The 14,576-nt window shown below is 70.0% G+C and carries 13 protein-coding genes; 5 read left to right on the plus strand and 8 right to left on the minus strand.

The features are described from left to right. Nucleotides 1–8: 8 nt before the first annotated feature. Together AC3WRV_RS06505 and AC3WRV_RS06510 are read right to left on the minus strand one after the other, a co-directional pair. Entirely contained in the window at nucleotides 9–1,478 is a 1,470-nt protein-coding gene (locus AC3WRV_RS06505; RefSeq protein ID WP_492312584.1) for a carotenoid oxygenase family protein, read from the minus strand. Nucleotides 1,479–1,535: 57 nt separating this feature from the next. Continuing rightward, the gene (locus AC3WRV_RS06510) at nucleotides 1,536–2,450 is read right to left on the minus strand and encodes an SDR family NAD(P)-dependent oxidoreductase (RefSeq protein ID WP_492312585.1); all 915 of its coding nucleotides are present in this window, start codon (nucleotides 2,448–2,450) and stop codon (nucleotides 1,536–1,538) included. A 114-nt stretch (nucleotides 2,451–2,564) separates the two neighbouring features. Here AC3WRV_RS06510 and AC3WRV_RS06515 point away from each other — a divergent pair, with 114 nt between their 5' ends. Further along, a complete protein-coding gene (locus AC3WRV_RS06515; protein ID WP_492312586.1) occupies nucleotides 2,565–4,763 on the plus strand; it encodes a TonB-dependent receptor in 2,199 nt (732 codons plus the stop codon). Here AC3WRV_RS06515 and AC3WRV_RS06520 read toward each other — a convergent pair. After that, a complete protein-coding gene (locus AC3WRV_RS06520) occupies nucleotides 4,760–5,695 on the minus strand; it encodes a winged helix-turn-helix transcriptional regulator (RefSeq protein WP_492312587.1) in 936 nt (311 codons plus the stop codon). The two genes, AC3WRV_RS06515 and AC3WRV_RS06520, sit on opposite strands and share 4 nt — an antisense overlap. A 199-nt stretch (nucleotides 5,696–5,894) precedes the next feature. Here AC3WRV_RS06520 and AC3WRV_RS06525 point away from each other — a divergent pair, with 199 nt between their 5' ends. Further along, on the plus strand, nucleotides 5,895–7,703 hold the full coding sequence (locus tag AC3WRV_RS06525) for an AMP-binding protein (protein WP_492312588.1): 1,809 nt from the start codon (nucleotides 5,895–5,897) through the stop codon (nucleotides 7,701–7,703). On the opposite strand, the gene AC3WRV_RS06530 is transcribed toward AC3WRV_RS06525, so the two are convergent. The 4 genes from AC3WRV_RS06530 to AC3WRV_RS06545 form a co-directional block, all read right to left on the minus strand. Beyond that, nucleotides 7,700–8,752, minus strand: coding sequence for a phosphotransferase family protein (locus AC3WRV_RS06530; protein ID WP_492312589.1), 1,053 nt, complete (start codon nucleotides 8,750–8,752; stop codon nucleotides 7,700–7,702). The two genes, AC3WRV_RS06525 and AC3WRV_RS06530, sit on opposite strands and share 4 nt — an antisense overlap. After that, nucleotides 8,749–9,531: an SDR family NAD(P)-dependent oxidoreductase gene (locus tag AC3WRV_RS06535; RefSeq protein WP_492312590.1), complete on the minus strand. Its 783-nt coding sequence runs from the start codon at nucleotides 9,529–9,531 to the stop codon at nucleotides 8,749–8,751. The genes AC3WRV_RS06530 and AC3WRV_RS06535 overlap by 4 nt, the downstream gene beginning before the upstream one ends. Beyond that, nucleotides 9,521–9,970, minus strand: coding sequence for a MerR family transcriptional regulator (locus AC3WRV_RS06540; RefSeq protein WP_492312591.1), 450 nt, complete (start codon nucleotides 9,968–9,970; stop codon nucleotides 9,521–9,523). The genes AC3WRV_RS06535 and AC3WRV_RS06540 overlap by 11 nt, the downstream gene beginning before the upstream one ends. A 126-nt stretch (nucleotides 9,971–10,096) precedes the next feature. Continuing rightward, nucleotides 10,097–10,711 carry a TetR/AcrR family transcriptional regulator gene (locus tag AC3WRV_RS06545; protein ID WP_291833437.1) on the minus strand — a complete coding sequence of 205 codons (615 nt, stop codon included), beginning with the start codon at nucleotides 10,709–10,711 and terminating at the stop codon, nucleotides 10,097–10,099. Nucleotides 10,712–10,818: 107 nt separating this feature from the next. Between AC3WRV_RS06545 and AC3WRV_RS06550 the strand changes: the two genes are divergently transcribed. From AC3WRV_RS06550 to AC3WRV_RS06560, 3 genes are read left to right on the plus strand one after another with little or no spacing between them, the layout of a single operon-like run. Next, the gene (locus AC3WRV_RS06550; RefSeq protein WP_492312592.1) at nucleotides 10,819–11,559 is read left to right on the plus strand and encodes a Coq4 family protein; all 741 of its coding nucleotides are present in this window, start codon (nucleotides 10,819–10,821) and stop codon (nucleotides 11,557–11,559) included. Next, nucleotides 11,556–11,981 carry a DUF2147 domain-containing protein gene (locus tag AC3WRV_RS06555; RefSeq protein ID WP_492312593.1) on the plus strand — a complete coding sequence of 142 codons (426 nt, stop codon included), beginning with the start codon at nucleotides 11,556–11,558 and terminating at the stop codon, nucleotides 11,979–11,981. Before AC3WRV_RS06550 ends, AC3WRV_RS06555 begins: the two co-directional genes overlap by 4 nt. Beyond that, the gene (locus AC3WRV_RS06560; protein WP_492312594.1) at nucleotides 11,978–13,720 is read left to right on the plus strand and encodes an AMP-binding protein; all 1,743 of its coding nucleotides are present in this window, start codon (nucleotides 11,978–11,980) and stop codon (nucleotides 13,718–13,720) included. The genes AC3WRV_RS06555 and AC3WRV_RS06560 overlap by 4 nt, the downstream gene beginning before the upstream one ends. On the opposite strand, the gene AC3WRV_RS06565 is transcribed toward AC3WRV_RS06560, so the two are convergent. Then, entirely contained in the window at nucleotides 13,709–14,566 is an 858-nt protein-coding gene (locus AC3WRV_RS06565; protein ID WP_492312595.1) for a bile acid:sodium symporter family protein, read from the minus strand. The two genes, AC3WRV_RS06560 and AC3WRV_RS06565, sit on opposite strands and share 12 nt — an antisense overlap. Nucleotides 14,567–14,576: the final 10 nt, after the last annotated feature.

The following is a 14,576-nucleotide window of genomic DNA, read 5'->3' on the forward strand; positions in this document are numbered from 1 at the left end:
ACTGATCCTCAGGCGGCGACTTGTGCGCCGGGCGCCCAGGTGCCGTGGAAGCCGGCGGGGACGCGGGCGGGCAGGGGGATGCGGGCGATGGGGCCGGCCTCGAAATCCTTGGCCGCGATGACCTGGACCTCGGACTGGCCCGTGGCCTCGTCGGTGGTGAAGACGATGACGTAGCCGTCGTCCTCGTCGACCGCGCCGACGCGGGGGGCGAAGGCGGGCTCGGAGCCGCCGACGCCGGGCGCGAAGTCGTGCGTCTTCGCCGCGCCGGTGTTGAGGTCGTATTTGATCAGGCCCGAGAAGCGCTGCAGTTCCTGCTTCGCCATCGAGACATGGTAGGACCAGTTCGTCTTGCGGCCGGTGTAGTCGAGGTTGACCACCGGGAACTCGCCGATGCGGTCGTCCAGCCGGCGTTTCTTCACCTCGCCCGTGACCATGTTCATGCGCCACTCGACCGGCACGGCGTTCAGCGCCAGCACATTGACCATCGAGGCGTAGGGGCCATAGGCCGGGTTCGGCGGATAGCCGTTCGGCGTCATCATGCAGGCGGTCATGACGACCTCGTCGCCGTCCTCCCAGGCGTTGACGACGTGGTAGATGTAGCAGGTCTCGGTTTCGAACCAGCGGACCTGATCGCCCTTGCCGTTCTTGGGGACGACGCCGAAGCGGGCGGGCTGGTCGGCGACCTTGATCTGCCACATCGAGTTGCGCAGTCCGGCCTCGGTGAAGACGACCGGCAGGTCGTGCAGGATGATGTAGTTCTCGGTCAGGCCCATGTCGTGCGGCAGGCGCGGTCCGGGCAGGTCGACCTTCTGGAAATTGGTCAGGTTGTTCTGGGCGTCGACGACGCCGAAGGTCATCCACGGCTCGTAGAGCGAATAGTCGAAGAAGCAGAACTCGCCGGTCTTGGGATCGACCTTGCCGTGGGCCGAGACGTGGCGGGGCAGGGCGCCGCCGAAGGTCTCGTTGCCGATCGTCTCCAGGGTGTGGGCGTGGACCCGCACCGGCTTGCCCGAGATGTACCAGAGGGCCATCAGCGAGCCGTTGTGGAAGACCAGATCGGTGTTGGCCGTGTCCTTGTAGACGAGATCGCCGCGCTGCGACCCCGGACGGGTCCGCGCCGAGGGGGCCATGACCCCGCCGGCGTGGATGTCGAGGCCGGCCTTTTCGGCGCGGTAGTCGTCGGTTCCGAGATAGCGGTTGCGGTATTCGGCCTTGCCGTTCTCGAACCAGATGGCGTGGACCATGCCGTCGCCGTCGAACCAGTGATGCAGGCCCGCGGGGGCCTGGGCCGGGTTGGGACCATTGCGCACGAAGGCGCCGTACAGGTCTTTGGGAATCTCGCCGATGACGGGCAGGTCGAGCGCCGTCGTCTCGGTCGCCACAGGCTCGTAGAGGCCCTGCAGATAGGGGTTCAACTGGTTCAGCGGGGTGAGTTCACCGGTCTCGATCCGGCGCGCCGCGGTCGCGTCATCGGCCATGGTTCGGCTCCTTGGGTCTTGAAATGCAATCTGCTCTTGCCGGTCCGTTTGTGCAAGTCATGATAGGCGCACGGCGGTCGCCGGACGGGCTTTCAGGAAGGCCTCGAAGGCGGCGTTTCCGTCGGTCGGCAGGGTCCAGTCCTCGAGCGACATCAGCGGGCCCATGGCCGCGGTCAGGTCGTCAGGAGAGACTTCGCCCGGCGGATCGAACTGGACGCCGGGACCCTCGATCCGCGCGGCGCGGCGCACCTTGCCGGCGCCCGCCACCAGGGTCTCGCCGTTCAGCGGGCAGGCCTCGGTCATCAGCCAGCTGACCACCGGGGCGACATACTCGGGCGGCATGGCCTGGCCGACCTCGTCGGTGACATAGGCCTCGGTCATGCCGGTCAGCGCATAGGGCGCGACGGCGTTGGCGTGCACGCCCCTGGAGGCGCCTTCCAGGGCGATGACCCGCATCAGGCCGATCAGGGCCGCCTTGGACGAGGAATAGGCGGCCATGCCGTGCACCCCGTGCAGGCCGGCCGCGGAGGTGGTGATGACGATCCGCCCCGCGCCCTGGTCGCGCATGTGGCGGTAGATCGGCAGGGTGGCGCTGACCGTGCCGAAGAAGTTGATGTCGAAGACGGCCCGCAGCTCGGCCAGGGTCTGTTTGTGCAGGCTTCTGGCTTCGGGAGCGCCGGCGTTGTTCACCAGCCCGTCGATGCGGCCGAAGGCGGTGAGAGCGGCCTCCAGCAGGCGGTCGCCGGCGTCATCCTGTTCGACCCCGAGCGCGCAGGCGACGGCCTGGCCGCCGGCGGCCCGGATTCGCTCGACCACGGCCTCGGCCGAGGCCAGCTGGCCCGACGGGCGGGGCCGGGTGTTGACCACCACCTTCGCCCCGCGGGACGCCAGATCCAGCGCATAGGCCAGGCCCAGGCCGCGCCCGGCGCCCGTGACCACGATGACCCGGTCCTTCAACGACCGCTGTTCCATCCGCCCCTCCATGCTTGCGTAAAAAGACTTGCAAACTTGGTCCGTTGGCGCAAGTTACTATTCCTGTCGAGCTTTCGATCAACGAGAGCCGCTGCCCTGGGGAGGGAAACGCCAATGAAGTTCGTTCACGCCACAACCGCCTCCGTCGCCGCCCTGATGCTGGGCGCCGCGCTCGCCGCGCCCGCCGCCGCGCAGGAGGCGCCGCCGCAGGACGCCGCCACCCTCGACGAGGTGATCGTCACGGCGCAGCGCCGCGAGCAGAGCCTGCAGGACGTGCCGATCGCCATCACCGCCTTCAACGCCGAGACGCTGGAGCGCACGGCGGCGACAGGCATCCAGGACATCGCGGCCAAGGCGCCGGGCGTGACCCTGACCCAGTTCAACATCGGCGAGCCGCAGCTCTACATCCGCGGCGTCGGGTCCTCGAGCGACTCGGCGGCCAGCGATCCCTCGATCGGCGTCTCCATCGACGAGGTGTCGATCGGCCGGTCGGGCGCCAGCGCCCTGGCCTTCCTCGACATCGAGCGGGTCGAGGTCCTGCGCGGGCCGCAGGGGACGCTGTACGGCCGTAACGCCTCGGGCGGGGCGCTGAACATCTACACCCGCAAGCCGGTCTTCCAGAACACCGGCAGCCTGACGGCCCGGATCGGCAGCTTCGACGAGTACGGGCTCGAAGGGGTGGTGAACCGCCAGCTGGACGACGAGACCGCGATCCGCTTCGCCGCCCGCTACAACACCAACGACGGCTATGCCGAGAACGTCCCGACCGGCCAGGGGCTGGAGGGCGGAACGTCCTGGGGCGCGCGCGTGTCGGTGCTGAAGGAGGCGGGCGACTGGAGCCTCCTGCTGAGCGGCGACTATTCGAAGGACGACATGGACGGGCACGCTCGCATCCCGGTCACGACCTCGGCCACCGCGCCGGCCTTCGTCACCCTGATCAATACCCTGCGGACAGGTCTGGACCGGCGGCAGAGCTTCTCGTCGCCGGACAACTATCAGGACCGCACCAATTTCGGCGTGACGGCGCGGGTCGAGCATTCCGGCCAGGCGTTCGACTTCGTCTCCCTGACCTCGTTCCGGGACAACGACTACAGCTGGCGGGACAATCTGGGCGGCCTGCCGTTCCCGGCCTTCCCGCTGGAGGTGGACGACCGGGCCTCGGAGAAGGCGCGCCAGTTCAGCCAGGAGTTCCGGCTGGCGTCGAAGCCGGGATCGGACATCAACTGGGTCGCCGGCGCCTATGTGTTCCAGGAAGACATCCTGCGGAGCGAGCGCTTCATCGTGAACACGGCGCTGCCCATTGCGCCGCCGTCGTTCGGCGGCGACACCACCTTCATCCAGGACGCGACCAACCGCAGCTTCGCGGTCTTCGGCCAGGCCAACATCCCGTTCGCGGACATCTGGGAACTGACGCTGGGCGCCCGGTGGACGCATGACAAGCGCGAGATCCACCAGATCGCGATCGACAACGAGGGCGGCGCCAATCCGCCCCCGGGCATTCCGCTGGGGCCGGGCGGCGCGCCGTACAACGTGACCGGCGACGAGAGCTTCAGCGAGCCGAGCTGGAAGATCGCCCTGGCGGTCGAGCCGGTCGACAACGTGCGCCTCTACGCCAGCTATGACCGGGGCTACAAGGCGGGGGCCTTCCCGTCGACGGCCCAGTCCGGCGCCCAGGCGCTGACGCCGCTCGCGTCGGAACTGCTCGACAACTACGAGATCGGGGTGAAGTCGACCCTGATGGGCCGGCTGCGCTTCAACGCGGCGGCGTTCAAGCTCGAGTACACCGACCTGCAGGTCTATGAGCTGCTGGGACTGGCGCTGGTCACCTCCAACGCCCAGGCCGAGGTGGATGGGTTCGAGATCGAGACCGCCCTGGCGATCACCAACAACCTGACCATCGGCGGCTCGTACACCAGCCTGGATGCGAAGTTCACGTCGAACGCCGCATCGGGCGCGCTGGTCCTGCCCTACAACGGCAACACCCTGCCGCGGTCGCCGGACAGCCAGTACACCCTGTACATCGACAGCGAATGGGATGTGGCCGGCGGCGTGCTGGCGGCGCGGGCCGACTATCAGTGGACCGACGCCTTCTACTTCGATCCGTCGAACAACCCCGAAGTCCTGTCGCCGGAGCACGAGCTGGTCAGCGCCTTCCTGTCGTGGGAGTCGCCGTCGGGCCTGAAGATTTCGGCCTATGGCAAGAACCTGACGGACACCGAGTACCAGACCCACATCATCAAGAACGTGGGCGTGGGCTTCAGCGTCTTCGGGGCGCCGCGCTCGTTCGGCGTGGCCCTGAGCCAGAGCTTCTAGGGAAGAGGCTGGGCGGCGCCGGGGGTTCCCGGCGCCGCCTCGACTTCCCAGCGGATGTTGCGCGGGTCCAGCAGGCGGCCCGTCGCCAGGTCGCAGACGACCGGATGGATCGCCTCGCCGGTGCGGGTGTCGACCAGTTTCAGCGGCGGCCCGTCGGGGCAGAGCCAGCGCTCGCTCCAGCCGTGCATGGCCATGATCATCGGGAACAGGTCCAGCCCGGCCTGGGTCAGCCGGTACTCGAAGCGCGGCGGCGCCTTCTGGTAGAGCTTCTTCTCAAGCACCCCGTGCAGGACCATGCGGTTCAAGCGGTCGGCCAGGATGTTGGTGGCGACGCCCAGCGCCTCGTGGATTTCGTCGAACCGGCGCATGCGGAAGAAGGCGGCGGCCAGCACCGCCCAGCTCCAGTAATCGCCCATGATGTCGGTCGAGCGGTCGATGATCGCCCGGTCCGTCTCCATCGGCTGGGTCCGGCGCCGGCGCGACGTCGGGGGCGCGATCGGGACCAGCCCCTCGCCGACCTCGCCGCGGACGAAGTGCGGATCGACCGGCTGACCGCCTTCATGATTGAAGATGGCCGGTGTCACCGGCTCGCCGGTGTGGCGGTCGTAGAAGGCGAGGGCGTAGCGCTCCTGCAGGGGCGAGCGCGCCCACTTCCGCTCCCACTGGCCCTGCATGACGGCGGTGCCGAACATGTCGAGCCCCATTTCCGTCAGCCGGTACTCCAGGCGCGTCGGCGACTCCTTCGCCGGGCGCTGCTCGAACAGGCCGGCGGCGACGAGGCGGTTGAGCCGGTCGGTCAGGACGCTGCGCGGCATGCCGAGCCGGTCGCGCCACTGCGAGAACCGCCGCGCGCCGTAGAAGGCCTCGCGCAGGATCAGTTGCGTCCAGGCGTCGCCCGTCACCGCGAACGCGCGGGCGACGGGGTTCCCCATGATCAGATCGCGTGTGGAAATCTGGTCCACGAGCCCTCGTTTCAATCCTGCTTCGGACCCTGTCTAGCACTCCGGACACTGAATCGCAGGTCCGGTGACGCAAGGGCGTGATCAGGGCGATAAATCCTGTTTTGCAAGTCAGTCCGGAACGCTAGGATGAAGGCCGATCCGGAATACCGGACGTGTATGGGAGAGTGGCGTGCTGGATCTGGTCGAGGACTTCCATCGGGCGCCGTGCCGGCCCATCCGCTTCGGCGACGTGGGGCTGGAGATCGAGCGCCGGGACGACGGAACCCTGATCCTGTCGGCCCGCGCGCCGCTGGCGCCGTATGAGCGGAATCTGCTGCGCCGGTTCTGGTCGCACGGCGAGACGCAGGCGCAGAAGACCTGGATCGCCGAGCGGGACGGCGAGGGCTGGCGGCGGCTCTCCTACGGCCAGGCGCGAACCGACGTTTCGGCCGTGGCGACCTGGCTGAAGGCGCAGGGCGTTGCGCCTGGCCGCTCGATCCTGGTCCTGTCCGGCAACACCCTGGCCCATGCCTTGTGGATGTTCGGGGCCATGGCCGCAGGCGTGCCGATCTGTTCGGTCAGCACCAACTATTCCCTGCTGAGCGCCGACTTCGAGCGGCTGCGGCATGTGGTCGATCTGGTGAAGCCGGCGGTGATCTTCGCCGAGACCGCCGACTATGCGCGCGCCGCCGAGGCCATCGCGCCGGACGATGCGATCATCGTCACCGGCGCCCCCGACGCCTTCGCGGGCGAAGCGGTCGATATGGCCGAGGTGCTGTGGGCGCCGGACGTGGCGGGCGTCGGCCGCGCGGTCGAGGCGCTGGATCCGACGGCGCCCGCCCGCTACCTGCTGACCTCCGGCTCGACCGGGCGGCCCAAGGCGGTGATCCACACCCAGGCCATGATGACCGGCAATACGGCCAGCGGGGCGCAGGCCATGGGCGACGCCTTCGACTGGGGCGGGGTCATGCTGGACTGGCTGCCGTGGAGCCATATCGCCGGCTCGTCCCTGCTGACCAACATCACCTGGCTGGGCGGGACGCTGCACATCGACGACGGCCGTCCGACGCCAGCGCAGTTCGCGGCGACGCTGAGGAACCTGCGCGAGGTCCCGGTGCGCTTCTACGGCACCATGCCTTCGGGCTACGCCATGCTGGCCGATGCGCTGGAGGCGGACGAGGCGCTGCGCCGGACCTTCTTCAGCGAGCTCAGGGTCATGCTGTTCGGCGGGGCGGGGCTGCCCCAGCCCCTGCACGACCGGCTGCAGCGGCTGGCGGTCGCCACGACGGGGCAGCGGTTCATGTTCGTGTCCGGCTACGGCTCGACCGAGACCGGCTCTGCGATCAGCTACACCTGGTGGGAGAGCACCCGCGTCGGCATAGGCTTGCCGGTGCCCGGCGCGTCGCTGAAGCTGGTGCCGGCCGACGGCGCCTATGAGGTGCGGGTCAAGGCGCCCAGCGTGACGCCCGGCTATTTCGGCGACGACGACCGGACGCGCGAGGTCTTCGACGAGGACGGCTTCCTGCGCATGGACGACATGGCCGACTTCCACGACCGGGACGACCCCGAGCTGGGCCTGTTCTTCGCCGGGCGGCGGGTGGAGCAGTTCAAGCTGGCCAACGGCACCTTCGTGGCGGCGGGCCGGCTGCGCAGCGACCTGCTGGAGGCCCTGCCGGGTGTGTTCCGTGACGTGGTGATCTGCGGCGAGGGGCAGACGGCGTTGAAGGTCCTGGCCTGGGCCGATCCGGAAGGCGTGCGCCGGCTGGGAGATGCCGCCGCCGTGCGCGCCGCCGTGGCCGAGGGCCTGCGCCGCTACAACGCGACCCACACCGGCCAGAGCGAGCGGCTGGCCGGCCTGCTGTTCCTCGACACGCCGCCGGACGTGGAAGGCCACGAGGTCTCGGACAAGGGGTCGATCAATCGCAACATGGTCCTGCGCAACCGCGCCGGGGATGTGGCGCGGCTGTATGCCGACGATGCTGAGGTGATCGTTCCCTAACGCGCGCGTTGCGCCTGTTCCCACGCCAGCCGCGCCAGTTCGGGGAACTCGTCCGCGCGCTTGCGGGCCTTGGGCGAGACGGCGTTGCCGCGGATCACCCGGCCCCGGATGCCGTGGATGATGGCGGCGAAGCGGAACATGTTGAAGGCCACGAAGACATCAAGATCGGGCAGGGCGCTGCGCCCCGTCCGCCGGGCGTAGGCCTCGACGTAGTCCGCTTCTTCCGGGATTCCCAGGGCCTGGAGGTCGCGTCCGGCCAGACCGCCCAGATGCGGCGGCATGCGGTACATCATCAGGTGATAGGCGAAGTCGGCCAGCGGATGGCCGAGCGTCGACAGCTCCCAGTCGATCACCGCCGCCACCTCGGGCCGGTCGGGCCGCAGGATCAGGTTGTCGATGCGGAAGTCGCCGTGGATGACCGAGGTCTCGTCGGACAGGTCCCGTTCGGCCAGCCAGTCGATCAGGGCGTCCATGTTCGGGTCGCGCCCGGCGTCCACGTCCTCGCGGTACTGGCGGGTCCACAGCGCCGTCTGCCGCGCCACGAACCCGCCGCGCCGGCCGTAGTCGCCCAGGCCCAGGGCGTCGATGTCGAGGGCATGCAGGCCGGCCAGGGTGGCGTTCATGGCGTCGAACGTCGCGGCGCGTTCCTGCGGGGAGGCGATGTCCGTAGTGGGGTCCCAGACGATCCGGCCCTCGACATGGTCCATCAGATAGAAGGCCGTGCCCAGCACCTGCGGGTCCTCGCAGACGCCGAGGATGCGCGGCACGGGAAAGCCCGCCTGGCCCAGCGCGCCCATGACCCGGGCTTCCCGCAGCACGTCGTGGGCGCCCTTGAGCAGGGGGCCGGGCGGCTTGCGGCGCAGGACGAAGCTGCGGTCGCCCGCCTGGACGCGATAGGTGGGGTTGGACTGGCCGCCCGAGAACTGGCTGATCCGCAGGGGGCCGGGCGGCAGGTCCATTTGGGCCCGCATCCAGTCCGCCAGCGCGGCCGCGTCCAGTTCGAACCCGGCGCGCACGCCGCCGTCAGCACTTACAGGGCCGTCGCTCACAGGGACTGGCCGTCGTCGATGATGAAGACCCCGCCGGTGATCGGGGCGGCCTCGTCCGAGCCCAGCAGGATCAGGGTCGGATCCAGTCCGTCGCCCGGCATCAGCCGACGGCGCGGGAAGCCCCGGATCTGTTTCTCGCCGCCCGGGCTGGAGAACCAGTCCGAGTTCATTTCGGTCTCCAGATAGCCGGGGCAGACCGAGTTGACGTTGATCCCCTCGCGCGCCCATTCGCGGGCCAGCGACTTGCCCAGGGAGACGACGGCCGCCTTGGAGGCGCAATAGCCGCTGAGGCCGGGAAGCTGCTGTTGCGCGCCGATGGAGGCGATCAGCACGATGCGGCCGCGACCGGCCCCGGCCGCGCCGTTGGCCTTCATCGCCCGGGCCGCCTCGCGGGCGGTCAGGAAGGCGCCGCGCACATTGACGGCGAACATCTGGTCGAACTCGGCGACGGGGGCGTCCAGCGCCAGTCCCGGCAGCCCGATCCCGGCGTTGGCGTAGGCGGTGTGCAGCGGGCCGAGGGCGGCCTCCGCCGCCGCGACCCCGGCCACGACCGAGGCCTCGTCGGCGACGTCCATGGCCACGGCGAAGGCGTCCCCGCCTTCGGCCCGGATGGCGTCGACCACGGCGGCGAGGCGGTCGGTGCGGCGGGCGGCGACGGTGACCCTGGCTCCCTCGCGCGCGGCGACCCGGGCCAGGTGTTCGCCGATGCCGGACGAGGCGCCGGTGATCAGGACGTGGCGGTCGGAAAGGCGACCCGAGGGGTGGGCGTCAGCGGGCATGACGCAGCCTCGCCGAGCGATCCACCGTGGCGACGGAGGCGGGCGAGGTCCCCGACCCCAGGCCCTCCAGCCCGCCGGCCTCCAGTTCGTCAATGGCGGCGCGCAGGTCCCGAAGGCGCGCCTCGGCGGCGGCGATCTCCGACGACAGGAAGCGGGTGACGATCTGATCGCCCGAGGCTGCCGTCAGGGCGGCGTCGATGTCGGGCGTCGGCATGCCCAGGCGGCGCAGCCGGGCGATCAGCGCCGCCCGGCGCCGCTGCTCCGAATCGTAGCACCGCGCGCCGGAGGGGCGGCGTCCGGCGGTCAGAAGGCCGATGTCCTCATAGTGCCGCAGCGCCCGAAGAGTCGTTCCTGTCCGCGCCGCCAGTTCCCGAATGCTGATCGCCGGGCTCGCCGCCGCGGTTCTGGCGGGTCTCGGGGGCAGGGGCACGACCGTCATGGCTCTTTCTCCGTCACTTGCGTAACCGAACCTGCAATGATCAGTCCGGATTTGCAAGCCACATGGGCGCGCGTCTGTCACCCTCTGTGGAGGGTCGGGCGGCCGAAGGCGAACGCCTGCGGGCGGTCACTCCGCCTGGGCGGGCTTCAGCAGGAAGTGCGGCAGGAGGCCGGCGATGACGCGGCGGCTCGAGTCTTCGTCCTGATCGAGCATATCGCGCAGGGGCGGGCCGATCAGGGCTTCGCCGAAGGCGCTGAGCGCGATGAACAGGACGGCGCCCGAGATGCGGGCGTGGGCCTGTCCGTCGGGATCGCCGAGCTTCTCCTGGATGGCGTGCACCAGGCCGGTCACCGCGTCCCGAACGGGCTCCAGCTGGGAAAGGTCGCCCTTCAGAACGATCCAGGCCGCAAGCTTGCCCGCGCCGCCTTCCGCGAAGGCGTCGAACACGGCGTTGACCAGCTCCAGCGGCGCGCCCTCGTCGGTGCGCAGGCGCACGATGGCGGTGTCGAGCGCCTGGGCGAGGTCCGCGACCATCGAGCCCATCAGCGCCGACTGCAGGCCGGCGGCCGAGCCGAAATGGTGGATCAGGTTGGTGTGCGTCACCCCGATGTCGTCCGCCACGGCCTTGAGCGTGACCGCATCCGGCCCGCCCGAAAGCAGGCGCGCGCGCGCGCACATGATCGCCTCTAGGCGCGCTTCTTCAGGCGTGCGGCGGCGGCGGCGTGGAGATGGTATTGACATCTATGTAAGTTACATCCATGTAGATAAGCGGCTTGGTTAAGCCCAGCATGCGGAGAGAGCAAGTGACTGCCGAATCAATGGTTGGGGAAATGGCGTTCGATCGCAACGTGAGCCCCCCGACGCGGCTGAAGCCCCGCCGTGTCCAACCGGTCCGCGCCTGGCGCGCCCTGCGCCGGCTGATCGCGGACAAGGAAGACACCACCCAGGTCTTCGAGATCATGAACGCCCTGGCGGGCGGCTCGGTCCGCCGCGGCTACCAGCAGATGCTGGACCAGGCCGACGGCGGACGCCAGGCCTTCCTGATGACGGAGCTGGCCGACCGGTTGCAGGACAAGGACTGGCTGCGCGCCTTCCCGGAAGGCAGCGTTGGACGGGCCTATCTGGCGTTCATCGAGGAGCGCAATTTTTCCGCCTACGGACTGGCCGACGAGAGCCGCAAGGTGGCCGATACCGATATCGAGGCGGCCCACCCCCACGCCTGGTACGCGCGGCGTCTGCGCGACGTGCACGACATCTGGCATGTGCTGACCGGATACAGGACCGACGCCCTGGGCGAAGCCTGCGTGGTGGCGTTCTCGCTGCCGCAGACCCGCAGCCCCGGCTTCGGCGTGATCGCGGCGGGCGTGGCGGTGGAGTTCGTGAGGGCCAAGACCGGCTATCCCTGCGCCCGCGCCATTCTGCAGGCCTGGGTCCGCGGACGCCGGGCGGCCTGGTTGCCGGGCCTGGATTACGAGGCCCTGTTCGCCGAACCGCTGGAGAGCGCCCGCGCGCGGCTGAACCTGACGGCGCCGACCGTGTATGAGCGCGTGCCGGTCGAGGCCCGCAACGCCTACGGGAGGATGGGGTGATCCGGGCGGCCGTCGTCGGCGCCCTGATACTGGTTGGGGCGACATCGCCGGCGGTCTCGCAGGAGGCTTCGATCCTCGGGCGCTGGCGTACGCCCGCCGAGGGCGGGGTGGTCGAAATCCAGCGCTGCGGCGCGACCCTGTGCGGACGGCTGGTCGACGCCGCGCCGCTGCGGCGCGATCCGAACCAGAGGGACGTCCGCAATCGCGACGCCGCGCTTCGGGACCGGCCCCTGCGGGGACTGGCGGTGCTGCAGAACCTCACCGGCGGCCCGACCGAGTGGCGGGCCGGCCCGCTGTACGACCCGAACAGCGGGCAGAGCGCCGCGACCGGCACGGTGACCCTGGCTGGCGACTCCCTGGCCGTGCGGGGGTGTATCGCGCGCCTGCTGTGCCGCACCCAGACGTGGCGCAGGGTCCGGTGACGCTGGAGCTCCTGGAAACGACGACCGTCGCCGGGGACGCCGCCGCCGATGCCCTGTGGAGGGGCCGGTTCTGGACGGCGGCCTATCGGCCCGGCGTGCCCGCCTGCATCGAGGACGACCTGGCGCGCTGGTCGAGCGTCCATCAGCTGTTCGAGGCGGATTCGCGCCGTTTCGCCGACCGCGTCGGGTTCGTCAGCCTGGGGGCGGAGGTGACCTACAGCCGCGCCCTGGCGGACGCGAAGGCCTTCGCGGGCTGGCTGCAGTCGGTGGGCGTGGAGCCCGGCGACCGGGTCGCCCTGATGATGCCGAACTGCCTGCAGTATCCGGTGGCCCTGTTCGGGGTCCTGTTCGCCGGGGGCGTGGTGGTCAATGTGAACCCGCTCTACACGGCCCGGGAGCTGAGGCATCAGCTGGCCGACAGCGGGGCGGTGGTCCTGGTGGCCATGGACCTGTTCGCCGCGACGCTGGAAGAGGGGGTGCGCGACACCGCCGTCCGTCAGGTCCTGCTGACCGGCATGGGCGACATGATGCCGGCGCCCAGGCGCTGGGCGGTGAACGCCATGACGGCGCGCGCGCCGGGCCGGAAGACGACCGGCGTGCTGAAGGCCGAGCGCTGGGGACGGGCGATGGCGCAGGGACGGCGGACGGGGTTCCAGCCGGTCGAGCGCCGCCCGGACGACCTGGCCTTCCTGCAATATACCGGGGGCACGTCAGGCGTCGCCAAGGGCGCGATGCTGAGCCACCGCAACGTCCTGGCCAATGTGCTGCAGGGGCGGGCGTGGGTGATGAGCCAGATCCCGCCGGAGCAGGCGGTGGGCAACGTCACCATGCTGCCGCTCTACCATATCTTCTCCCTGACGGCGAACCTGCTGATGTTCGTCGGGGTCGGCGGCCGCAACATCCTGATCGCCAATCCGCGCGACGCCAAAGGGGTGGAATGGGTGCTGCGCAAGGAGCGGTTCACGGGCATGGCCGGGCTGAACACCCTGTTCGCCGGCCTGCTGAGCACGCCGGGCTTCCGCACCCGGGACTTCTCCGACCTGAAGCTGACCATCGCCGGCGGCATGGCGACCCAGCGCGTGATCGCCGAGGCGTGGCAGACGGCCACCGGGGCGCCGCTGATCGAGGGCTACGGCCTGACGGAATGCTCGCCGGTTGTGTGCATCGGCTATGTCGATCTGGACCAGCCCGAGAGCATGGGGTTCGACGGGACCGTCGGCCTGCCCGTGCCGTCGACCGAGGTGCGGATGCGCCGGGAAGACGGCGGCTGGTGCGGCCTGGAGGAGCCGGGCGAACTGTGCGTGCGCGGGCCGCAGGTCATGCGGGGCTACTGGAACCGACCGGAGGAGACGGCGAAGGTGCTGTCGCCGGACGGATGGCTGGGCACCGGCGACATCGGCGTGATGCAGGCCGACGGCCGGGTCCGCCTGGTCGACCGGATCAAGGACATGATCCTGGTGTCGGGCTTCAACGTCTATCCGAGCGAGATCGAGGACGTCGTGGCCGCCCACCCGATGGTCGAGGAGGTCGCCGCGATCGGCGTGCCGGACGCCGTCCAGGGCGAGCGGGTCAAGATCATCGTCGTGCCGCGCTCCGACGCCCTGACGCAGGAGGCCCTGATCGCCCACTGCCGGGAGCACCTGACCGGCTACAAGGTCCCCCGGCTGGTCGAGTTCCGCAGCGAGCCCCTGCCCAAATCGGCGGTCGGCAAGGTGCTGCGGCGCGACCTACGCGGCTGAGGCGGCCCGCCGCCGGGTGATCCACAGTCCGAACAGCGCCGCCACCGGGAACATCAGCACCCCGTAGACCGCAGCCGGCAGCGACATGTCCGGCCGCCCCAGCACCGCCTGGGCGACGACGATGGCGAGGGTGGCGTTGTGAATGCCGACCTCGAAGGCGCTGGCGACGGCCTGCGGCTGTTCGATCCGCAGCAGGCGGGGCACGACGTAGCCGACCGCCAGGCTGAGACCGCAGAAGGCGACCGAGATCCCGCCCAGCAGGGCGAAATTGGACGCCAGCAGGTCGAAACTGTTCACCGCCGCTCCGGCGATCACCAGGGCGAGGATCGCCACCGAGGCGATCCGCACGGGCTTGTCCATGGCCTTGGCGAAGGCCGGCTTCAGCGCCCGCACGGTCATGCCCAGCGCCACCGGCGCCAGGACGATCAGGAAGACCTCCAGCGTCTTCTTGAACTGCAGGCCGACGGACAGGTCGCCGGGCTGGAAGAAGGCGATGGCCAGGTTGGTGATGACCGGCAGGGTCACCACGGCGATGACGGAGTTGATCGCCGTGAGCGAGATGTTCAGCGCCACGTCGCCCCGGAACAGGTGGCTGTAGAGGTTCGCCGTCGTTCCGCCGGGCGAGGCCGCCAGCAGCATCATCCCCACCGCCAGGATCGGCGGCAGGCGGAACAGCAGCACCAGGGCGAAGCAGAGCGCGGGCAGCAGCAGCTGGCAGGCGAGGGCGACGCCGGCCGCCTTGGGCTGTCTGGCGACGCGGGCGAAGTCGCCGGGCGTGAGGTCCAGCCCCAGGCCGAACATGATCACCCCGAGGGCCAGGGGCAGTGCGACGGCGGCGAATTCCATTCAGGGATCC

This window comes from Brevundimonas sp. EU05-FHT14B11 (genome assembly GCF_058790835.1).